This is a genomic window from Petroclostridium sp. X23 (genome assembly GCF_030013905.1).
In the GTDB taxonomy this organism is placed as follows: domain Bacteria; phylum Bacillota; class Clostridia; order SK-Y3; family SK-Y3; genus X23.
Map to the genome: position 1 here is coordinate 331,774 of NZ_CP124862.1, position 20,471 is coordinate 352,244.

The 20,471-nt window shown below is 37.5% G+C and carries 20 protein-coding genes and 4 tRNA genes; 18 read left to right on the forward strand and 6 right to left on the reverse strand.

The window, feature by feature from the left end; genetic code table 11:
- The first annotated feature begins 45 nt into the window (after window positions 1–45).
- Window positions 46–477, forward strand: a complete 432-nt coding sequence (locus QKW49_RS01595; protein WP_282865851.1) for a hypothetical protein — start codon at window positions 46–48, stop codon at window positions 475–477.
- 37 nt (window positions 478–514) lie between these two features.
- Window positions 515–652, forward strand: a complete 138-nt coding sequence (locus QKW49_RS01600; protein ID WP_282865852.1) for a hypothetical protein — start codon at window positions 515–517, stop codon at window positions 650–652.
- A gap of 110 nt (window positions 653–762) precedes the next feature.
- On the opposite strand, the gene QKW49_RS01605 is transcribed toward QKW49_RS01600, so the two are convergent.
- A tRNA-Leu gene (locus QKW49_RS01605) sits at window positions 763–849 on the reverse strand.
- Between the two features lie 229 nt (window positions 850–1,078).
- Here QKW49_RS01605 and murD point away from each other — a divergent pair.
- The 3 genes from murD to QKW49_RS01620 all read left to right on the forward strand — a co-directional run bounded on the left by murD (window position 1,079) and on the right by QKW49_RS01620 (window position 4,360).
- Window positions 1,079–2,470 (forward strand): UDP-N-acetylmuramoyl-L-alanine--D-glutamate ligase, encoded by a 1,392-nt coding sequence (murD, locus tag QKW49_RS01610; RefSeq protein WP_282865853.1) that lies wholly within the window; start codon window positions 1,079–1,081, stop codon window positions 2,468–2,470.
- Window positions 2,471–2,588: 118 nt separating this feature from the next.
- On the forward strand, window positions 2,589–3,056 hold the full coding sequence (locus QKW49_RS01615) for a DUF2397 domain-containing protein (RefSeq protein ID WP_282865854.1): 468 nt from the start codon (window positions 2,589–2,591) through the stop codon (window positions 3,054–3,056).
- Complete coding sequence (locus QKW49_RS01620) at window positions 3,035–4,360, forward strand: TIGR02679 family protein (protein ID WP_282865855.1); 1,326 nt, start codon at window positions 3,035–3,037, stop codon at window positions 4,358–4,360. The genes QKW49_RS01615 and QKW49_RS01620 overlap by 22 nt, the downstream gene beginning before the upstream one ends.
- Before the next feature lie 72 nt (window positions 4,361–4,432).
- Here the strand turns inward: QKW49_RS01620 and QKW49_RS01625 are convergent.
- From QKW49_RS01625 to QKW49_RS01635, 3 genes are all read right to left on the reverse strand, one after another.
- A tRNA-Tyr gene (locus QKW49_RS01625) sits at window positions 4,433–4,517 on the reverse strand.
- Between the two features lie 6 nt (window positions 4,518–4,523).
- A tRNA-Thr gene (locus QKW49_RS01630) sits at window positions 4,524–4,599 on the reverse strand.
- Between the two features lie 154 nt (window positions 4,600–4,753).
- Window positions 4,754–4,829 (reverse strand) — tRNA-Phe (locus tag QKW49_RS01635).
- Between the two features lie 304 nt (window positions 4,830–5,133).
- Between QKW49_RS01635 and QKW49_RS01640 the strand changes: the two genes are divergently transcribed.
- The 4 genes from QKW49_RS01640 (at window position 5,134) to QKW49_RS01655 (ending at window position 9,962) form a co-directional block, all read left to right on the forward strand.
- Complete coding sequence (locus tag QKW49_RS01640) at window positions 5,134–6,183, forward strand: M42 family metallopeptidase (protein ID WP_282865856.1); 1,050 nt, start codon at window positions 5,134–5,136, stop codon at window positions 6,181–6,183.
- Window positions 6,174–7,217 carry a M42 family metallopeptidase gene (locus QKW49_RS01645; protein WP_282865857.1) on the forward strand — a complete coding sequence of 348 codons (1,044 nt, stop codon included), beginning with the start codon at window positions 6,174–6,176 and terminating at the stop codon, window positions 7,215–7,217. The genes QKW49_RS01640 and QKW49_RS01645 overlap by 10 nt, the downstream gene beginning before the upstream one ends.
- Window positions 7,214–8,206, forward strand: coding sequence for a M42 family metallopeptidase (locus QKW49_RS01650; RefSeq protein WP_282865858.1), 993 nt, complete (start codon window positions 7,214–7,216; stop codon window positions 8,204–8,206). Before QKW49_RS01645 ends, QKW49_RS01650 begins: the two co-directional genes overlap by 4 nt.
- Before the next feature lie 124 nt (window positions 8,207–8,330).
- Complete coding sequence (locus QKW49_RS01655) at window positions 8,331–9,962, forward strand: MBL fold metallo-hydrolase (protein ID WP_282865859.1); 1,632 nt, start codon at window positions 8,331–8,333, stop codon at window positions 9,960–9,962.
- A gap of 176 nt (window positions 9,963–10,138) precedes the next feature.
- On the opposite strand, the gene QKW49_RS01660 is transcribed toward QKW49_RS01655, so the two are convergent.
- Window positions 10,139–11,119 carry a ketoacyl-ACP synthase III gene (locus QKW49_RS01660; protein WP_282865860.1) on the reverse strand — a complete coding sequence of 327 codons (981 nt, stop codon included), beginning with the start codon at window positions 11,117–11,119 and terminating at the stop codon, window positions 10,139–10,141.
- Window positions 11,120–11,689: 570 nt separating this feature from the next.
- Here QKW49_RS01660 and QKW49_RS01665 point away from each other — a divergent pair.
- The 5 genes from QKW49_RS01665 (at window position 11,690) to QKW49_RS01685 (ending at window position 17,656) form a co-directional block, all read left to right on the forward strand.
- Window positions 11,690–13,198 (forward strand): sodium/solute symporter, encoded by a 1,509-nt coding sequence (locus QKW49_RS01665; RefSeq protein WP_282865861.1) that lies wholly within the window; start codon window positions 11,690–11,692, stop codon window positions 13,196–13,198.
- Window positions 13,199–13,352: 154 nt separating this feature from the next.
- On the forward strand, window positions 13,353–15,098 hold the full coding sequence (gene iorA / locus QKW49_RS01670; protein ID WP_282865862.1) for an indolepyruvate ferredoxin oxidoreductase subunit alpha: 1,746 nt from the start codon (window positions 13,353–13,355) through the stop codon (window positions 15,096–15,098).
- The gene (locus QKW49_RS01675) at window positions 15,091–15,666 is read left to right on the forward strand and encodes an indolepyruvate oxidoreductase subunit beta (RefSeq protein ID WP_282865863.1); all 576 of its coding nucleotides are present in this window, start codon (window positions 15,091–15,093) and stop codon (window positions 15,664–15,666) included. The genes iorA and QKW49_RS01675 overlap by 8 nt, the downstream gene beginning before the upstream one ends.
- Before the next feature lie 222 nt (window positions 15,667–15,888).
- Window positions 15,889–17,193 carry a phenylacetate--CoA ligase gene (locus QKW49_RS01680; protein WP_282865864.1) on the forward strand — a complete coding sequence of 435 codons (1,305 nt, stop codon included), beginning with the start codon at window positions 15,889–15,891 and terminating at the stop codon, window positions 17,191–17,193.
- A gap of 31 nt (window positions 17,194–17,224) precedes the next feature.
- On the forward strand, window positions 17,225–17,656 hold the full coding sequence (locus QKW49_RS01685) for an ACT domain-containing protein (protein WP_282865865.1): 432 nt from the start codon (window positions 17,225–17,227) through the stop codon (window positions 17,654–17,656).
- 47 nt (window positions 17,657–17,703) lie between these two features.
- On the opposite strand, the gene QKW49_RS01690 is transcribed toward QKW49_RS01685, so the two are convergent.
- Entirely contained in the window at window positions 17,704–18,162 is a 459-nt protein-coding gene (locus tag QKW49_RS01690; RefSeq protein WP_282865866.1) for a DUF3189 family protein, read from the reverse strand.
- A gap of 246 nt (window positions 18,163–18,408) precedes the next feature.
- Between QKW49_RS01690 and QKW49_RS01695 the strand changes: the two genes are divergently transcribed.
- The 4 genes from QKW49_RS01695 to QKW49_RS01710 all read left to right on the forward strand — a co-directional run bounded on the left by QKW49_RS01695 (window position 18,409) and on the right by QKW49_RS01710 (window position 20,405).
- Window positions 18,409–18,720, forward strand: a complete 312-nt coding sequence (locus tag QKW49_RS01695) for a DUF5320 domain-containing protein (protein ID WP_282865867.1) — start codon at window positions 18,409–18,411, stop codon at window positions 18,718–18,720.
- 145 nt (window positions 18,721–18,865) lie between these two features.
- Window positions 18,866–19,339, forward strand: a complete 474-nt coding sequence (locus QKW49_RS01700; protein ID WP_282865868.1) for a DUF134 domain-containing protein — start codon at window positions 18,866–18,868, stop codon at window positions 19,337–19,339.
- A gap of 232 nt (window positions 19,340–19,571) precedes the next feature.
- On the forward strand, window positions 19,572–19,949 hold the full coding sequence (locus tag QKW49_RS01705) for an iron-sulfur cluster assembly scaffold protein (protein WP_282865869.1): 378 nt from the start codon (window positions 19,572–19,574) through the stop codon (window positions 19,947–19,949).
- A gap of 39 nt (window positions 19,950–19,988) precedes the next feature.
- Window positions 19,989–20,405: an acyl-CoA thioesterase gene (locus QKW49_RS01710; RefSeq protein ID WP_349239065.1), complete on the forward strand. Its 417-nt coding sequence runs from the start codon at window positions 19,989–19,991 to the stop codon at window positions 20,403–20,405.
- The last annotated feature ends 66 nt before the right edge of the window (window positions 20,406–20,471 follow it).

Consider the following 20,471-nt stretch of genomic DNA (forward strand, 5'->3'; position numbering starts at 1 on the left):
TGTGAGAAAGACCCTGATGTTCAAAACTTTTTGAGAGCAAGAGCGATGCACTATGAAAAAAGGTCTAAGAGTAGAACTTATCTGTTTGTAGACGAGGAAGCATTGGCAAATCAACAAGTTATCATCATTGCATATTTCACCATTTCTCTTAAGACATTATTTATTGGATCTAATATTTCCAAAACCAAGATAAAACAGTTGGATGGACTTTTTAATAAAGCAACTAATGTATCAGCATACCTAATCGGACAATTAGGCAAAAATGATTTATATAAAACCGAAATTACTGGAAAAGAAATTATTGACTATGCAATTAATATCCTTGAGCAAGTGCAGGAACTGGTTGGCGGCAGATTTGTACTTATTGAATGTTTGGATAAGCCAAAGCTGATAGAGTTTTATACTAATAATGGATTCATGGTTCTCCAAAAAGATGAAAACGATAAATTGATACAGTTGGTTAGGTTTTTTAATTAATATGTTAATCTATAGCTCTATATTGGAGGTTAGAAGAATGGAAAAAACACTAAAGCTTATAAAGAATTTTAAGCCTGCAAAAGCAAATATTTACTCTCATATTGATGTTGATATGAAAAAGAATGTTGCAACTCAAATGAATAAACTTTTCAGTAATTTTACTTCGGTAGACTGATGACTGAAAGAAGTTCGAAAGAAGTTACGTGGTTGAAAGAAGATTTGAAAGAAGTTTATGAAAAAAGGGTTCAAGAAAACCTTTCGATTTCCTCAAACCCTCATCAACACTGGTGCGAGAAACAGGACTTGAACCTGCACGAAGTTGCCCCCACTAGCACCTGAAGCTAGCGCGTCTGCCAATTCCGCCATTCTCGCATAGAGAGAACATTAACTATTCTACAACATTTTCTAATGAATTTCAATAGTTTTTTTAAAAAATCTCTCAGAAATTTGTGGTATTGACAATATAAAAATGTTGTTTAATAATGGTAAAGTAAAGGCCTGAATTATATCATACTGATATTTTGTCAATAATATTCAATATTTAGCATATATTTTTACAGGAAGTTGCAGTAGTTAATAATGGACATTAGGGGGATAATCCGTGAATCAGAAATTTCAAACGTTTAAAAAAAGCATTTCAGGAAAAAAAGTAGCAGTGATAGGCATAGGAATCAGTAATACGCCATTGATTAAATTTCTTATTAAACTGGGAGCAAATGTTACCGCATTTGATAAAAAGTCTAAGGGGCAGCTTGAGGAAGTATATGATGAATTGGAAGCATTGGGTGTGAGTTTTTCACTGGGTGATCATTATCTTAGTAATATCAGTCATGAAATCATATTCAAAACGCCCGGAATGAGATATGATATCCCTGAACTTTTGGAAGCAAGAGAAAAGGGAAGCACAGTTACTTCGGAAATGGAAGTGTTCTTTGAATTATGTCCCGCGCCTATCATTGCGGTTACCGGCAGTGACGGTAAAACCACCACCACCACGTTGATCCATAAAATTTTAAAGCAAGAAGGATATCACTGTTGGCTGGGCGGGAATATCGGCACTCCGTTATTAAGTGAGATTGAGAACATAAAGGAGAATCATAAAGTAGTCTTGGAACTAAGCAGCTTTCAGCTGCATACTATGAGAACAAGTCCTGATGTCGCGGTAATTACCAATATAACGCCGAATCATTTGGATGTACATAAGTCAATGGAAGAATATATTGACGCAAAGAAGAATATTTTCCTACATCAATCAAAATCCGGAAAGCTTGTCATTAATTTTGACAATGCTATCACAAGAGATTTTGAAAAAGAAGCAGTAGGGGCAGTTGTAATGTTTAGCAGGCAAAACGGTCTTGAAAGAGGAGTATTCATCCAAGACCAATCAATCTGTGTAAATATGGATGGAAGTACTCATAAAGCAATGGATGTAGCGGATATTATCTTGCCTGGAATGCATAATGTTGAAAACTATATGGCAGCAACTGGTGCGGTCTGGGGATTAGCCGGTGCAGAAAGCATAAAGAAAGTGGCGGGCACTTTTACCGGTGTGGAGCATCGTATAGAGTTAGTGAGAGAACTAAACGGAATCAAATTCTATAACAGTTCCATTGACAGCAGCCCAAACAGAACCATGGCAACCCTTAATACCTTCAACCAAAAAGTCATTCTTATTGCCGGAGGCAAAGATAAAAATATACCTTATGATGAAATAGGAGAGGCCTTGGTAAATAACGTAAAGTGCCTTATACTCATCGGTCCTACCGGTTCAAAGATAAAAAAAGCGCTTGAGGATGAAGTGCAGAGAAGCGGAAAGGGAAAAGATATCCCGGTGTTTATATGCAGCACTTATGAACAAGTTGTCAAAACAGCCTATTCAAATGCGGTGAGTGGAGACATTATTTTATTATCACCTGCAAGTACAAGTTTTGATATGTTTAAGAATTTTGAGGAAAGAGGAAAAGTATATAAGGGAATTGTAAAAGGACTGTAGGAAACTATAGTCTTTTTTTGCATGTATTAGAAAATCCGCGGATTATTGCCCATGAAAGCTTAAAATGGTATAATACAGGCAATAATTAAAGTAATAGGGTTGAGAAGGATGTAGAAATATGGAAATCAATATGAAGCTCACAAAGGGAATTACCGAAACGAAATATCTTGCGACGGAAAACACATGGCGGTACCGCCCTATTTTAAGATATTTTTATGTGCAATATGAGAAAATCAAATATTGGATGTATAAAGAAGAGGTATATGGTGAATTAAGACAGCATGAACTGTTTCGAGAGTATACCCTTGATCAATGCAAGCAGGATTTGGATGTGCTGGTGGAATGGGGTAACCTTGTGGCGGTTCAGGATACCACAAAGGCGGCTACGGTTGAAGAATTCAAAAATAAACAATTCAGATATCAGCTTTCCGAGTATGCTGTTGAAATTGAACGTATGACTATCAAACTGGAAAATCTTTTTGTAGAAGGTGCATCCCTCGAGCCCACACTATTTGAACGGAAGGGTAAAGGAATTGGTAACCAATTAAGAATGGGGAATGCACGATGGAACATGAAAAACAATTAGAGAAATGTATCCTGTATTTTAAAGCGCATGAAGGCTTCCAGAGGGTATTTAGTAAGATGAAAGACAAATATAAGTCCTTAGGGACGATAGGGGGAACCATTCAGGTAACCAATCTGTCTGAAAAAGAAAAAGATGCGTTATCAGGTTTTCTGCGAAAAGACTATACAAAGCAAAAATCTGCGATTATAAAAGTGGATACATTTCAGAAGGCACTGGAAAGGACCAGATTTGCAGGATTAAAGCTGGAAGATATTTTGGAAAAATATTTTGAAAGTCAACTATTATCCAATAAGGAAACAGCCAATATGTATTTAGAGCGAAGGGATCTTTTCTTTAACAGTATCATAAAACGTTATGAGGATACCCCTGCTGCCCGATGGCTGGATAATAATTATAGAGAAAAATGCGGCTGCTATGTGATATTAGTAAAAAGATATGATCTAGGTCGTGAAAAGGTGCTTAAAGATATAGACATCACCTGCAAAGCGATAAATCGTCTTCCGCTGGAAAAAAAGAAAAAAATCCCATTGGCAGTATTCGCCGCTGAAATATCAAAAAATCCCCACCAATTTGATGAGAATACCGACTGCGGACAACTGTTTCAATATGCTTTAATGCATCGTCTTAATATAAAAAAGCCACAGAATGCTGAAGAAAAAGCAGAGCTCTTCTTCCAAGCCGGTATTCTGAAAGATGAGATTTCCAATTTTACGGTGTGCTGCGGCCTAAAAGCGTATAAAGAAAACAGTGTCCATGAAGGTTGGGGAGGATATTATAATAATAAAGAACCGATGCAGGTATCTTTAATCAATTTAACCAGCATCACCAGAATCATCAGTCCAACGGGTAAGATATTTGTATTTGAAAATCCCAGTGTTTTTTCAGAAGTATATTACCGGTGTAAAGAATATTATCCTCCCATGCTTTGCAGCTATGGACAGGTAAAAATAGCATCTCTAGTGCTATTGGACATGTTGGTGAAAGAAGGAACCATTATTTTTTATTCCGGAGATTTTGACCCGGAAGGATTATTGATTGCTGATCGATTAAAGCAGAGGTATAAGGCGCAATTGGTACTATGGCGATACGATAAGGACAGCTATTTAAAATCACGGTCTCATCAAATTATTAATAGTGCCCGGTTAAATAAAATGAGAAATATCAAAGATGAACAACTTCAAGCAATGGCTGCTATTCTAAAGGATGAAACGCATGCGGGATATCAGGAGATGATGATTGATTTACTTACGGAGGATGTAAAAACATCATTGGAACATTCGAATGTTAATATTACTAAAGATTAAGCGAAAACGACTTTATTGGAAACAGCAATAAACCCTTATATACTGTATCATATAGTATATAAGGGTTTATTCTGGTGGAGGGAGATGGATTCGAACCATCGAAGTCACTGACAACAGATTTACAGTCTGCCCCCTTTGGCCACTCGGGAACCCCTCCTGATTATGGAGCTGGTGGACGGAATTGAACCCCCGACCTGCTGATTACAAGTCAGCTGCTCTACCTACTGAGCTACACCAGCACGTGTATTTAATTAACAATTAATAATCTTAAAGCCATTATAACTACATATCATGCATCATTAAACAAAATCCATTACATCAGCATAATATAGATTTAACAATTCACACTAAATATTTATTATACTAGAAGTATTTATTGTTAATTGCCTTTAATGGTGCCTCCGGGCGGAATCGAACCACCGACACGGGGATTTTCAGTCCCCTGCTCTACCGACTGAGCTACAGAGGCATATTATTAATCATTACCTAAGAAACTTGTCTGCCGCAGCGACGAAATTTAGTATACGATAAATTTATGTTTATGTCAATAGTATTTTCATAGAAAATAGAGGAAATTTATTTTTTCCAATATTAATATATTAATAATATTGAAAAAAGTGCCAATATCTAATAAGATAACTAGTGTTGTAGTTCACAGTTCACGGTTCACAGTTCGTGGATTTGGTTAATAATATATTAATGAGTACTTTGTGAATATTAGTAGAAAAATAAATTAAAACATAGCATAAAAAATAAGTAAATGAGGTGACAACATGAATACACGGGAGTTATTAAAGAGTTTAAGCAGTTCTACCGGTGTCTCGGGATATGAATATATATATTCCTCCCTAATCAAGAAAGCTTTTGAGCAATATTGTGATTTTGTTAACCAAGATAGTATGGGGAACGTCATTGGAGTAATAAGATCTAAAAAAGACAATCCCTATAAAGTGATGCTGGCTGCCCATATGGATGAGATCGGATTAATGGTAAAAGAAATAGATGAAAAAGGATTTATTCGTTTTACAAATATCGGAGGGGTTGACCATCGGATATTGCTTGGACAGGAAGTCATGGTGCATGGGAAAGAAAGCATTTATGGTGTGATTGGGGCAAAACCACCGCACCTGCAAGCACCGGAAGATACAGACAAAGCTGTTAAAATGGAAGATATGGCCATAGATGCAGGTTTTTCTGCAGAAAAAGTTAAAGAGATAATCAATATAGGGGATATCATCACTTTCCATTCCATGCCTTTAGAGCTAATGAACAGTTATTTATGTGGTAAATCTTTAGATGATAGAGCAGGAATTATTGTGCTTATTGAATGTCTTAAAGAATTGCAAACCATGAAAACCGATGTTGAAGTATATGCGGTAGCTACCGTACAGGAAGAGGTAGGTACCAGAGGCGCTGTAGTAAGTTCGTATCATATCAATCCTGATATTGGTATCGCTGTTGATGTATGTCATGGAGAAACCCCGGACGCGTCAAAAGATGAAACTTTTTCAACGGGGAAAGGGCCGGTCATCACCATTGGAGCCAATATACATCCTAAGCTTTCAAAAAGACTGACGGACATCGCAAAAGAGTATAATATCTCGTATCAAATAGATGTGGAGCCGGGGAATACGGGCACCGATGCGTGGGCCATACAAGTGACACGCTCCGGAATTCCTACGCTGCTGCTTTCTTTCCCGCTTAGATACATGCACACTACCGTTGAAACAATAAACTTCAATGATATCGTGAATACCGGAAAACTTTTAGCGTTTTTTATTCGAAAGCTGGAAGGAGAATTGGAGGAGCTGCTATGCTATTAAAGAAATTGACTGAAGCTAACGGATTGTCGGGGAATGAAAATGAGGTAAGAGAAATCATATTAAGCGAAATAAAGGAATATTGTGATCATATTACAGTAGACCGTATGGGAAACGTGATTGCATACAAAAAAGGCAAAGCAGGTAACGATAAAAAAATTATGTTATCTGCTCATATGGACGAAGTAGGATTGATTGTCAGTTCCATTACTGACACCGGATTTATAAAGTTCAAAACGGTAGGGGGCATAGATGCCCGAATTCTACTCTCTAAGAAGGTCCTTATAGGTGCTGATAGGATTCCCGGGGTGATCGGTTTAAAGGCTATTCATCTTCAAAGTACGGAAGAAAGAAAACAAGCAGTAAAAGTTAAAAGTATGTATATAGATATCGGAGCGAGAAATAAAGAAGATGCGGAAAAAAAAGTGTCACCGGGAGATTATATTGCCTTTGACAGTAAATACGTAGCTTTTGGGGATGGGTTAGTGAAAGCCAAAGCATTGGACGACCGTGTAGGCTGTGCCATCCTGATAGAAATGTTAAAAAATAGGTATGCTTTTGATTTATATGCATGCTTCACAGTGCAGGAAGAGGTTGGACTAAGGGGTGCCGGTGTAACTGCATATACCGTAAAACCGGACATTGCGTTGGTAGTAGAAGGTACAACTTGTTCGGATGTTCCCGGCGCGGAGGTACATGAATACGCAACAAAGCTAGGGGATGGTCCTGCCGTATCTATTATGGACAGAACCTCCTATTCCGATAAAAAGCTTGCAAGAATGCTTTATAACTTAGCTAAGAGTAACAATTTAAAGGTACAGTACAAACGTACTACTTTTGGGGGAAATGATGCCGGTAAAATTCATTTGACCGGTGAGGGCATCCCTACGGCTGCGATCTCAGTTCCATGCAGATATATCCATTCACCGGTATCGGTAATGAGTCTGGATGATTTTGAAACATGCAGTAAAATTGTCGCATTGTTCCTTAAAGAGCTAGAGAATACAAATATAAATTATTCGGAGGTAATAAAATGATGGACTTATTAAAAGAATTGACACAATGTTACGGGCCATCCGGTAATGAAGAGAAAATACGGGAATTGCTTATAGAAAAAATAAAAGATTATGTGGATGAAATCAGCGTAGATCCATTAGGAAACCTGATTGCCAGAAAAAAAGGGAACGGAAAAAAGCTGATGTTTGCGGCGCATATGGATGAAATCGGGATCATCGTTACATTTATCGATGATAATGGCTTCTTGAGGTTCTCAAATATAGGAGGGGTTTCACCCCATTATTCATTGTTTCAAAAAGTCATATTTGAAAATGGCACCATCGGTATTATAGGCTATGAGGAAAAAATTGAAGAAATGAAAAATCTGAAGCTAGAAAAAATGTTTGTAGATATTGGTGCGTCATCCAAAGAAGAAGCGGAAAAAATGGTGAATATCGGAGATGCCGCTTGCTTTACCGGGGAATTTCATCAGAACTTCAATAAAGTATCTTCCAAAGCCATGGATGACCGTATCGGATGCTATATTTTGATTGAAGTGATAAAGTCTATAAAAGATAATCATAACGATCTATACTTTGTTTTCACCGTACAAGAAGAGCTTGGACTGCGTGGTGCAAAAACATCTGCTTACTCTATCAGTCCCGATTATGCCATTGCGATAGATGTTACCGGAATGGGGGATATCCCCGGTGCAAAACCTATGGCATTAAAGCTAGGCAAAGGACCTGCCGTAAAAGTAAAAGACAGTCTTATCATCACACACCCGTTTGTGCGCAACTTGATGGTGGATACCGCTAAAGAAAATGAGATTCCTTATCAGTTGGAAGTATTGGAAAGAGGCGGTACGGATTCCGGTGCGATTCATTTGACAAAAGGCGGTATCCCATCAGGTGTGCTTTCCATACCTACCCGATATATTCATTCACCCAGAGAAATATTAGATATGGATGATGTAAAAAATGCTATAGCACTTATGATTGCAATTGCACTAAAGAAAATTGATAAGTAATCTCCAACCCAATGAGACATAAAGTATGTAATAAAAGAAAATAATTTGCAGGATTTGATATATCTTTTGTCGAATAAATAGAGTAGAAGGATAATATAGAATAATATATGATTGGAGTGGGGTTATGAATATTACTTTTTTAGGAGCAGCCAAAACCGTAACAGGATCATGCTATTACCTCGAAGTTAACGATAAAAAATTACTTATCGACTGCGGAATGTTTCAGGGCCATGATGGAGACCGGGATTTGAATTTTGAACCTTTCCCTTTTGATACATCGGAACTTGATTATGTATTATTGACACATGCCCATATAGACCATAGCGGCAGAATTCCGAAATTGTATAAAGACGGATTCCGAAATAAAATCATTGCCACCAAAGCCACTGTTGAGCTATGTGAAATCATGCTTCCCGACAGCGGCCATATTCAGGAAACGGAATATGAATGGATAAACAGAAAGAGACTTAGGGCAGGCAAAAAACCAATAGACCCTTTATATACCTATCAGGATGCGGTAGACTGCATAGAATGCTTTGAGAAGGTAAAATATGACGAGTATGTCAGGCTTCCGGGGAATATTACCGTACGTTTCAGCGACGCAGGACATATACTGGGGTCCTCTATTCTTGAAATATGGGTCAACGAGAACGGACAAGAAATAAAACTGGTATTCTCAGGTGATTTAGGAAATAGAAATATTCCCATTTTACGGGATCCAACCATCATCGAAAGTGCCGATTATCTGTTTATAGAATCTACGTATGGTAACAGGCTTCATAAAAAATCTGATGAGAAGATAAGTGATTTTGTAAATATCATCATTGAAACCATTGAAAAAGGCGGAAATGTAGTTATCCCTTCCTTTGCAGTAGGAAGAACGCAGGAAGTCATTTATGAATTGCATAAGCAATTGTCCAGATACGATGAGAAAATTAAAAAATTATTCAATATTCCGGTTTATGTAGATAGCCCTTTGGCTATATCTGCTACCGAAGTATTTAGGAATAATCTTGATTGCTATGATGAAGAAGCAAGAGAATATATAAAAAATGGTGATAATCCTCTTGATTTTCCTACACTGCAGTTTACAAAGACTGCTCAAGAATCCAAGGAGCTAAATGAGAAAGACGAAAAGATGATTGTCATCTCGGCCAGCGGTATGTGTGAAGCAGGTAGAATTAAGCATCACTTGAAACATAACCTTTGGAGGCCGGAAAGCACTATCCTGTTTGTAGGATATCAGGCACAAGGTACACTGGGCAGAAGAATTCTGGAAGGCGCAAAAAAAGTACGTATTTTTGGTGAAGAGATATCTATTCATGCACGAATAGAATCTATTGAAAGCTTTTCGGGCCATGCCGATCAGAAAGGATTGCTGGATTGGCTAAGCGGCTTTAGCGGTAAACCCAAAAAGATATTTATTGTTCATGGGGAAGAAGAGGCACAAAAAGTTCTGTCTGACAAGATCAAAGATCAATTCAATATTGAGTGCATTATTCCGGATAAGCATGAAAAATATTCTATCACAGAAAATAGGGCACTTACCGCAAGAACCATTGAATATGATAAGAAATACCGATACACAAGACTGCAATTGCTTGAATATATTCAAATGATTCAAGAAGAGATGTTTGATCTTGAAGATAGTGTGAGAGAAGCTGTCTCACAAGATACCGATGACGAAACTATCGAAATCATGGTATTTAAGCTGAAGGAGCTGGAAAAAAGCTTGCACTATTTTAAAAGAGTTTAAAGATAGGATCTAAATAAGTTGAATTAAATAATTGGATATTGCAAGATAGCGGAACGCCACGGGGGGGGCGTTCCCTACGAATTGTAAATCATGTATAAATGGAATTTGGTGTTCTATGTAGGGAACGGCCTCTGTGCCGTTCCGCTATTTTTTGCGGTAAAATGGCAGATATCTTATCACCATTCAATGATAACTCCACCCTGAGTTAACCCGCCGCCAAATCCGTATAGCACCATTTTATCACCGGATCTAATCTTGGATTCTTCCAATGCTATCCAAAGAGCGAGAGGAATTGATGCAGAAGATGTATTTCCATACAATTCATTACTTATTAAAGTTTTCTCCATCGGAAAATCCAGTCTTTTGCAAATAGCTTCTATCATGCGTAAATTAGCACTGTGAGGGATAAACCAATTGATATCATCCAATGTCAATTCAGCTTTCTTTAATAGATTACTAACACCATTTGGCACACTCTTAAGGACATATTCGTATAAAAATCTTCCTTCTTGTTCGAACGTTTTTTTCTTGCCTAACACATGTCCATTAACACTTTGTGATAAATTGCTGCAAGATACTTTTTCTCCAAAATTTCCGTCGGTAGAAAAGTAAGATGAAATAAAATTTCCTTTTTCTTCAGTTCTTACAATGAGTGCAGCCACTGCTGCATCGCCAAAAAGCACACAGGTATTCCGGTCTGAATAATCAACAGCTTTGGAAACCGTTTCTGAGGCAATGACTAATATCTTTTTGCTGTATCCCGCTGTTATTAGAGAATCAGCCACACATAGTGCATATACAAATCCGGTACACCCTGCACTAATATCCATTGTGCCGCATTTCTCCATACCGAAATGCCCTTGAACTAACGCTGAAACAGTGGGAGAAAAGTGGTCAGGAGTAAAGGTTGTGACTAAAATCATATCTACATCGTCCACGTTTACACGATATCTTTCAATTAAATTTCCGACAGCCTTTATAGCCATATTACTGGAAAATTCGGTTTCTTCTGATAAACGTCTTTCTCTCACCCCTGTACGGCGGACGATCCATTCATCACTGGTATCCACCATCTTTTCAAGGTCTTGATTAGTCAGTTTTCTATACGGCAAGTATGTACCTACTCCAATTATTTTAGAATTTGACTTGTTTTCCATATATACCTCCTTAAAGATACATTAGTAGTTTGGTAGCTAGTGATAATATCTAGTAATATAAATTTACCATAATTTATATCAATTATCAATCAATTTCCTAAATTGATATTTTGATTACGAAACTATTTGATGCACCAGGCATAGTTTATTATTAGGAAAAGAATAAAACAATACTTCTTTTTAATTAAGGAACAGTGAAATAATAAGTTCCGAAATTTTCAGCGAGGGATTTTTTCGTCAGGCTAGGCGAAGGCCTTTGGCAATACTGGCGTATGGCAAAGGTCGACAACGACGCATGGCGGAAAAATAACCGCTGAAAAATCGGAAGTTATTATTTTGCTGTTCCTTAATTATAGGAGTAGGCCGATAGACCCATTTGAATACTATTAAATTGACACTTTATTTTTAGATTAAAATCATGTAAAATAATAGTGGTAGCCTAACGGAAGAAGCACATATCCGAATTCGGAAGTTGTTAACACATTGAGAGAGATGCTTTTAGAACGGTTAGTACGGTAGGGTAGAGATTCATAAAATTAAAACTTAAATGTATTATGGGAGGATGGTAGTATGTTAAAATTCATATTTTTAGCACTCTATGTTGTGCTTATGTTGGGAATAGGTTTTGTAAGTATGAAGAAAGCGTCAACTTTACAAGACTTTTTTTTGGGCGGTAGAAAGATGGGACCGTGGGTATCGGCTTTTGCCTATGGTACTACGTATTTTTCCGCTGTTATATTTATCGGGTATGCCGGTAAAATCGGTTGGGGATTCGGCCCTTCCGCAGTTTGGATTGGAGTAGGAAATGCTCTCGTCGGCAGCCTGCTGGCATGGGTTGTGCTGGCAAAAAAAACCCGAGATATGACCCACCGTTTGAATGCTTCAACAATGCCTGAATTTTTTGAAAAAAGATATGATAGTAAGGCACTAAAGGTCTTTTCCGCACTCATTATTTTTATTTTCTTAGTCCCTTATTCAGCTTCGGTATATGCCGGACTAAGCTATCTTTTTACATCTATATTTGGCTTTGATTACGTGTACTGCATGCTCTTTATGGCAATTCTGACTGCTATTTATCTTGTGCTAGGAGGATATGTCGCAACCGTAATGACCGATTTTATTCAGGGTATTATTATGATAGGCGGCGTAGTTCTCATGATCTTTTATGTGGTTATGAATCCTGCAGTTGGCGGATTAACCGAAGGAATATCAAGGCTTTCACAAATTCCGGAAGAAGGCGCTCAATTGGTGAGCGTTTTTGGTGGAGGTAAATGGCTAAGTCTATTGTCATTGATCGTACTAACCAGTTTGGGAAGCTGGGGACTTCCGCAAATGATCCATAAGTTCTACGCGATAAAGGATGAAAAATCGATTTCTAAAGCTACCATTGTTTCAACCTGCTTTGCGATGCTGATAGGATGCGGCGCATATCTGGCAGGAAGTTTCGGAAGACTGTATTTTGATAATAAAATTCCGATGCTAAACGGAAAAGACAATTTCGATATCATTATGCCGGAGCTTCTTAAGATGGCTCTTCCCGAAGTGATGTTGAGCATTATTCTTCTTTTGATTTTATCCGCTTCTATGTCCACATTGGCTTCCATCGTATTGACATCAAGCTCTGCGATTGCCATGGACCTTGTAAAAGGATATATGTTCCCTAATATGAAGAACGAGAAGATCATGATGCTCATGAAGATATTATGTCTTGTATTTATTGCTTTTTCATTTATTGTAGCCTATAAGCCAAATGCGATATTGGTACTGATGTCATTTTCTTGGGGAACAGTAGCCGGTTCTTTTATTGGTCCTTTCCTTTTCGGATTGTATTGGAAAGGAACTACAAAGCTTGGTGCATGGCTTGGAATGATTGGTGGATTTGGTACTTCAATCACCCTGGCAGTGGTTTACAATATGGATGCCGGTAAAGCGCCGTTGTTCGGAATGATTGCCATGTTGGTTTCTATTATTACTGTACCGGTGGTAAGTTTGATAACACCAAAACTTTCGCATAGCCATGTAGCTGAAGTATTTAATACTAAAATAAGCAAGTCAAATGAAGTTGGATTGGATATGTAGTCATTAACATACATGTGTTATTAATAGAAAATGTATGGACTAGACTTATAAAAAAATGCTATAATTATTAAAATAAATAATTTAAATTGAAAATCTGAGTATGGAACTTGTGATCATTGTTCCAGATTCTCAATTCTAAAAGTGGGGGTTTCTGATGAAAAAATTAATGCTAGGTAACGAAGCAGTTGCCCGTGGTGCATATGAGGCAGGAGTTACGGTTGTTTCTTCCTACCCCGGTACACCAAGTACCGAAATCACTGAGACAATTGCAAAGTATGATGAAATATATTCCGAGTGGGCACCAAATGAAAAAGTAGCTATGGAAGTAGCCATTGGCGCCTCTATCGGGGGAGCACGCGCCATGTCCTGCATGAAGCATGTCGGATTGAATGTAGCTGCCGATCCTTTGTTTACGTGTTCATATACAGGCGTAACCGGCGGTCTTGTATTTATAGTTGCCGATGATCCGGGAATGCACAGTTCCCAAAATGAACAAGACAGCAGACATTTTGCAAAAGCATCCAAAGTTATGATGCTGGAGCCGTCCGATAGCCAGGAAGCAAAAGATTTTACCATGATGGCTTATGAATTAAGTGAAAAATTCGACACACCTGTTATTGTTAGACTGTCGACACGTATATCCCATTCACAGAGTCTTGTAGAACTCAATGAACGTAAAAGCGTTCCTCTAAAAGAATATAAAAAAGATTTTCAAAAATTTGTTATGATGCCTGCAATGGCTCGAAAGAGACACGTTATTGTTGAAGATAGAATCAGTGCACTGCAAGAATATGCGGAAAATTGCGAATTGAATAAGATTGAGTGGGGCGACAAAAAAATCGGTGTGATTACCAGCGGTATTGCATATCAGTATGCGAAAGAAGCATTAGGAAATGTTTCTTTCTTAAAACTTGGTATGGTTTATCCTCTTCCTGAGAAATTGATTAAAGAATTTGTCAGTCAAGTAGAAAAAGTATATGTCGTTGAAGAATTAGATCCTATTTTTGAAGATCACTGCAAAAAACTTGGCTGCGAAGTGATAGGAAAAGATTTGCTTCCTATTACAGGAGAATTCAGCGCTGAAATTATTAAAGAAAAAATACTGGGTATTAAAAATCAAGATAAAATCAGTGTCAATGAGCCTATTCCCGTGAGACCACCGGTAATGTGTCCGGGGTGTCCTCATAGAGGAATGTTCTATGTTCTCAAAAAATTAAAAATGGTTGTTACCGGCGATATCGGCTGCTATACACTAGGTGCACTTCCGCCGTTAGAGGCAATGGATACATGCATTTGTATGGGTGCCAGCGTAAGTGCGGCGCAAGGGATGGAAAAAGCCAGAGGCAAAGAATTCGCCAAGAAGATGGTAGCTGTCATTGGTGACTCTACATTTATGCATTCAGGAATTACCGGCCTTATTGATATTGTATATAACAAAGGATGTTCTACTGTCATCATATTGGACAACTCCATTACAGGAATGACGGGACATCAGCACAATCCTACAACAGGCAAAACCATTAAAGGGGAGCCGACTAAACAAGTAGATCTTGTGAAACTGGCAGAAGCAATTGGTGTGGAACGTATATCAGTGGTAGATCCTTTTGATGTGGATGCGTTTGAAAAAATCGTTAAAGAAGAAACAGCGGTTCAAGAACCTTCAGTGATTATTACACAACGTCCATGTGCATTATTGAAGCATGTAAAATTCGAAGGCCCGCTAACCATTAATCAAGAAAAATGTACCGGCTGCAAAATGTGTATGAAATTGGGATGTCCGGCAATTTCAAATAAGAACGGGAAGATCCAGATTGATGTGACCCTATGTAACGGATGCGGACTATGTTTGAAAGTATGTAAATTCTCAGCAATAGAAAAGGCGGGTGATATCAATGGCTAATCGTTCAATTATGATTGTAGGTGTCGGAGGTCAGGGAACCTTGCTGGCCAGTAGAATATTAGGAAATGCGGCAATAGAACTGGGATATGATGTGAAAGTCTCTGAAGTACATGGAATGGCCCAGAGAGGCGGCAGTGTAGTAACTTATGTAAAATATGGCGAAAAGGTATATTCACCTATTATCTCAGAAGGAGAAGCGGATATCATTCTTGCTTTTGAAGAATTGGAGGCATATAGATGGCTGCCTTACCTGAAAAAAGATGGGAAAATGATTATTAATACACAGAACATAGATCCTATGCCTGTAATTATCGGCAGTGCGCAATATCCGGAGAATATTATTGAAAAAGTAAAGAACCTGTCCGGTAATGTTACAACGGTTGATGCATTAAGTCTTGCGCTAAAAGCAGGTAATATGAAAGCTGTGAATGTTGTACTGATTGGATTAATGGCTAAATATACTAGTATTGATAAAGAGATTTGGTTAAAGGCTATTGAGCAAACTGTTCCTGCTAAGTTTTTAGAAGCGAACAAAACGGCTTTTGAATTAGGATACAACTTTGGATAATGTACAGTGGACAATGGACATTATAAAGTATAGTAGTATGAGTTCAGATTAATTTAACTATTCTAACGCTCATATCATTTAATATGATGTAATTGGCATATGTTGTACGGGCGGACGACTCTGTCCGCCCGTAGTATATTGGACGGTTTTATCCTGATAGTACGTTGAAAATCTTTAATGCATTTAATGCAGCTATACATTAGAACTGAGGAGGTCATGAGAGTGAGCTATTGGAACCAGACATGTGAATGCATGTCACGAGACGAGATGAGCGCTTTACAATCTGAAAGGCTAATCAATACGGTGAAAAGAGTCTATCATAACGTACCTTTTTATCGTAACAAAATGCAGCAAGCCGGATTGGTTCCTGAGGATATCAAAACGGTAGAAGATTTGAAGAAGCTACCATTTACTTATAAGCAGGATTTAAGAGATAACTATCCTTACGGATTGTTTGCCACTCCGTTAAGTGAAATCGTCAGAATCCATGCTTCATCCGGCACAACAGGAAAACAAACAGTAGTAGGATATACGAGAAACGATATCGCCATTTGGTCTGAAGTAATGGCAAGAACGCTTACTGCCGCAGGGGCAGACAAAGAATCCTTCATACAAGTCGCTTACGGTTACGGCTTATTTACCGGTGGACTTGGTGCGCACTATGGTGCTGAACGAATAGGAGCATCCGTTATCCCTATTTCAGGAGGCAATACCAGCAGACAGGTGCAAATCATGAAAGACTTTGGAACCACATTGCTGGCATGTACACCGTCCTATGCGCTGTTTTTAGCGGAGACGCTTGAAGAAATGGGGATTACGAGAGACCAGTTAAAGCTTAAAGCAGGGGTGTTTGGTGCAGAACCGTGGACGAATAATATGAGGAAAGAAATAGAGAGTAAACTGGGAATCATGGCCATTGATATTTATGGATTAAGTGAAATCATCGGTCCCGGTGTGGCATATGAATGTGAAGTTCAAAACGGATTACATATTCCTGAAGATCATTTTATTCCGGAAATCATAAATCCTGATACAGGAGAGGTATTGCCGGAAGGTGAAAAAGGGGAATTGGTATTTACTACTGTCACCAAGGAAGGGTTACCGCTTATACGTTATAGAACCAGAGATATCTCATCCTTAACCTATGAAAAATGCGGCTGCGGCAGAACACTGGTGAAAATGGCCAGAGTTTCCGGACGTACTGACGATATGCTGATTATTAGAGGGGTAAATGTGTTCCCGTCACAAATTGAGAGTGTATTGCTGGAAATCGGTGAAACAGCGCCGCATTACTTGCTCATTGTTGACCGTATCGGTACTTTGGATACACTGGAAATACTTGTTGAGATGTCAGATAAGCTTTTCTCTGATGAGGTAAGGCGCTTGGAAGATCTGGAAAAGAAAATCAAGCATGCCATTGAAAGTACATTAGGCATCAGCGCGAAGATCCGTCTGGTTGAGCCTAAGACCATTGAGAGAAGTGAAGGGAAAGCAAAGAGAGTTATTGATAAGAGAAATTTAAAATAAGTTAAAAATTATATTAAGGGAGGGGTAATTTATGCTGGTTAAGCAAATCTCTGTATTCCTGGAAAATAAATCGGGACGCTTGGCGGAAGTTACAGATATTTTAGGCGGCAATAACATTGACATTAGTGCTTTATCCATTGCCGATACCACTGATTTCGGTATACTACGACTGATTGTCAATCAGCCGGAAAAAGCAGAAAAGGTTTTAAAGGAAAACGGATTTACAGTAAGCTGCACCAGTGTTATAGCCATTGCCGTCGTAGACCAGCCCGGTGGATTAGCTGCAGCATTAAAAGTTTTGGAAAGCGCGTCCATTGGCATTGAGTATATGTATGCTTTCGTAGGGAAAACAACCAATGAAGCAATGGTTATCCTAAGAGTAGAAGAACCAGAACGGGCTGTAAAAGAATTAGAAGCAAGCAATATAAGGGTTTTACCTTCAGAAAAGGTATATGAACTTTAAAATATAACGGAAAAAAGTGCATTTGGACTTATGCTAAATGCACTTTTTTATATATTATATAGCCGTTGTTTTACATTCTTGACCACTTCTACAATATTTGGATATACAGCTTGAGATCCTTTGATAACAATGGGCCTTCCCATACCAACCATGTGTAAACCTCTCGACAATGTTCCGCCGATTTTCATAAGGAAATTTACATCATTATGAATGTTTATAAGCTGTAATTCTTCCTTTTTATCAAAGAGTATACTCAAACTGTTAAGTGCCTGTATAGTGATATCAATACTAAATCTTCTTCCCAAAGTACACACAAGACTTCCATGCTCATCATATCCAACCTTATTTATTAAGCCCCATCTTTTTTTATTGGACCTATCAAAGTTTGTTTTTTGTAGCATTTCATCAGCGTCAGGAATTCTATCTTCCGGCAGTATTCCTAAATGAATATTCGCAGCAAGAACCGATGAGTGGGTACCACCGGAACAATGATATATAATAATCATTTAAGTCCTCCAACTTATATCATTTTATTGAACCAGTATTATTATTTATGTTTGCACATTAATCAAGATGAATATACATATAACCAATATTTTTATTATTTTTACAGAATGATATTGTATTATGTTATAAAAACATATACCTTCAGAGAGATATTCTTTTAAGTTATTATTGACATATGCCCATAATAGATTTATAATGTAAATGGGCATATGCCAATAATTATATTTAATGAGGAGTGATTTATTATGCCAAGAAGAGACGCTACAGGTCCAATGGGAATGGGGTCTATGACAGGAAGAGGGGCAGGTTATTGCACAGGTCGTGCAATGTTTGGTCTTGTAAAACATGATGGAGTTGGATTTGGAAGAGGAATAGGCGGAGGCAGAGGATTTAGAAAAATGTTTTGTGCTGTAGGACTTCCAGGTTGGCCAAGAGATGGTTATACGGATAGACAAGTTTATGATGAAAAAACAACCTTGAAGAACCAAGAAGAATTCTTAGAGAAGCAGCTTAAACAGGTAAAGGACCGTTTAAAAAGTTTTGATGAAGAAAAGTAGATATCTGATTCTTTTCGGACGGCAGGTTCTAAAGATAAAGAGCCTGCTTTCTATTTATCCAAATTTATTAAAATACCCTCTTTTTTTAAAGTGCTCAAAATGATAGAATAAACATATAAATAGAATTCTGAAGGGAGAAAGCAAGTTGGCTAGACCACCTAAATGGAGAAAAGTTGAATTTATTCCTAATATACAGCATTTTGTGCCTCTGGACATAGAAAAAAATAATATAGAAGAAAATATTCTGCGGATTGAGGAAGTTGAAGCAGTACGTTTGAAGGATCTTGAAAAATTAGAGCAGGAAGAATGTGCTGTAAAAATGGAAGTCTCAAGACAAACCTTCCAACGGATACTTAATAGTGCAAGAGAAAAAATCGCTGACAGTATTATAAATGGAAAAGCTATACGTATAGAAGGCGGGAATTTCACCCGCCACATTTGTCCGGTCCAATGCCTTGATTGCGGGAAAGAGTGGAAAGAAAGCTATGAAAACTTTGAAAAAATTATTAATGGTGAGTATTTATGTCCTGAGTGTCAATCAAAGAAGATAGTATGTCTTAATACGAATGGTCAGAAATTTTGTAAGCGCAATTGCTGGAGAAGAGGAAGAATGGATTGATAGTAAGGTGTTATTTGAATAAATAGAATTACGTCAGAAAAGAGTCACTTCACGAAGGGCTCTTTTTTTGCATGATATCTTCTGCTTATCATTCATAAGGTAGTATGAAGTAAAAAAACTAATAAATATTGACATATGCTTAAAATAGTTGTATGATTTTAAATGGAAAATAAATGGGCGTAAGCCCAAAAATATATTATAAGGGGAATTGTGATGAAAGGAAGCGGGTTCAATGTATAGTGATATTGCAATTGATCATTTTATGTGTCCACGGAATATAGGGAACATGCTTGATGCAAATGGACAAGGTGAATGTGGTGATCCTTCATGTGGAGATTATCTAATAATATATATTAGAGTTGAAAACCATGTTATAGAGGACATAAGCTTTATGGTTTTTGGTTGTGCCGGAGCAATTGCAACCAGTAGTATGACAACTGTACTTACAAAAGGGAAGACAATAGAAGCAGCATTGAAATTAACAGAAGAGGATGTTATAGAGGCTTTGGGTGGATTGCCTGAAGATAAACAGCACTGCTCTAATCTTGGTGTTCAAGCGTTAAAAAAAGCTATTGAAGACTATTATAGAAGAAATAAAATTGAAAAATAGTTTTACTGCTTGTGCATTGGAATACGAAAGAGATAGGTGATGAAAATGCTGGAAACAAAAACGGAACTGATTGTAAGATATGCGGAAACTGACAAAATGGGAATAGCACATCATTCTAACTATGCTGTATGGTTTGAATTTGCGAGAACAGAGTTTTTTAAGAAACTAGGATTTAGTTATTTAAGTATTGAGGAAAAGGGGATATTACTTCCTTTAACAGATTTAAAATGTTCATATAAAAAGCCGGCTGGATATGAGGATGAAATAATAATAAAGGTACGGATAATAAAAATGACATGTGTGCGGATTGCATTCTCTTATGAAATATATGATCATTTTTCTGATTTAATTGCAATTGGAGAAACAGCACACGCTTGGACTGATCAGAATTTAAAACCCTTAAATATTGAAAAAAAGATATCTGATTTATATCAATTGCTTAAAGAAGCAATATAACTTGATCCCTTATAAACTAAAAGCTGTTCATAATACAGAATAAGTTTGCTAATGATATATTGTATT

Coding starts and splice junctions, on each gene's coding strand:
- QKW49_RS01685 (WP_282865865.1), top strand. CDS start 17,225: ATGCTGGTTAAGCAAATCTCTGTATTCCTGGAAAATAAATCGGGACGC.
- QKW49_RS01705 (WP_282865869.1), top strand. CDS start 19,572: ATGTATAGTGATATTGCAATTGATCATTTTATGTGTCCACGGAATATA.
- QKW49_RS01665 (WP_282865861.1), top strand. CDS start 11,690: ATGTTAAAATTCATATTTTTAGCACTCTATGTTGTGCTTATGTTGGGA.
- QKW49_RS01690 (WP_282865866.1), bottom strand. CDS start 18,162: ATGATTATTATATATCATTGTTCCGGTGGTACCCACTCATCGGTTCTT.
- iorA (WP_282865862.1), top strand. CDS start 13,353: ATGAAAAAATTAATGCTAGGTAACGAAGCAGTTGCCCGTGGTGCATAT.
- QKW49_RS01660 (WP_282865860.1), bottom strand. CDS start 11,119: ATGGAAAACAAGTCAAATTCTAAAATAATTGGAGTAGGTACATACTTG.
- QKW49_RS01710 (WP_349239065.1), top strand. CDS start 19,989: ATGAAAATGCTGGAAACAAAAACGGAACTGATTGTAAGATATGCGGAA.
- QKW49_RS01595 (WP_282865851.1), top strand. CDS start 46: ATGCACTATGAAAAAAGGTCTAAGAGTAGAACTTATCTGTTTGTAGAC.
- QKW49_RS01695 (WP_282865867.1), top strand. CDS start 18,409: ATGCCAAGAAGAGACGCTACAGGTCCAATGGGAATGGGGTCTATGACA.
- QKW49_RS01655 (WP_282865859.1), top strand. CDS start 8,331: ATGAATATTACTTTTTTAGGAGCAGCCAAAACCGTAACAGGATCATGC.
- QKW49_RS01650 (WP_282865858.1), top strand. CDS start 7,214: ATGATGGACTTATTAAAAGAATTGACACAATGTTACGGGCCATCCGGT.
- QKW49_RS01620 (WP_282865855.1), top strand. CDS start 3,035: ATGGAACATGAAAAACAATTAGAGAAATGTATCCTGTATTTTAAAGCG.
- QKW49_RS01645 (WP_282865857.1), top strand. CDS start 6,174: ATGCTATTAAAGAAATTGACTGAAGCTAACGGATTGTCGGGGAATGAA.
- QKW49_RS01600 (WP_282865852.1), top strand. CDS start 515: ATGGAAAAAACACTAAAGCTTATAAAGAATTTTAAGCCTGCAAAAGCA.
- QKW49_RS01615 (WP_282865854.1), top strand. CDS start 2,589: ATGGAAATCAATATGAAGCTCACAAAGGGAATTACCGAAACGAAATAT.
- QKW49_RS01675 (WP_282865863.1), top strand. CDS start 15,091: ATGGCTAATCGTTCAATTATGATTGTAGGTGTCGGAGGTCAGGGAACC.
- QKW49_RS01640 (WP_282865856.1), top strand. CDS start 5,134: ATGAATACACGGGAGTTATTAAAGAGTTTAAGCAGTTCTACCGGTGTC.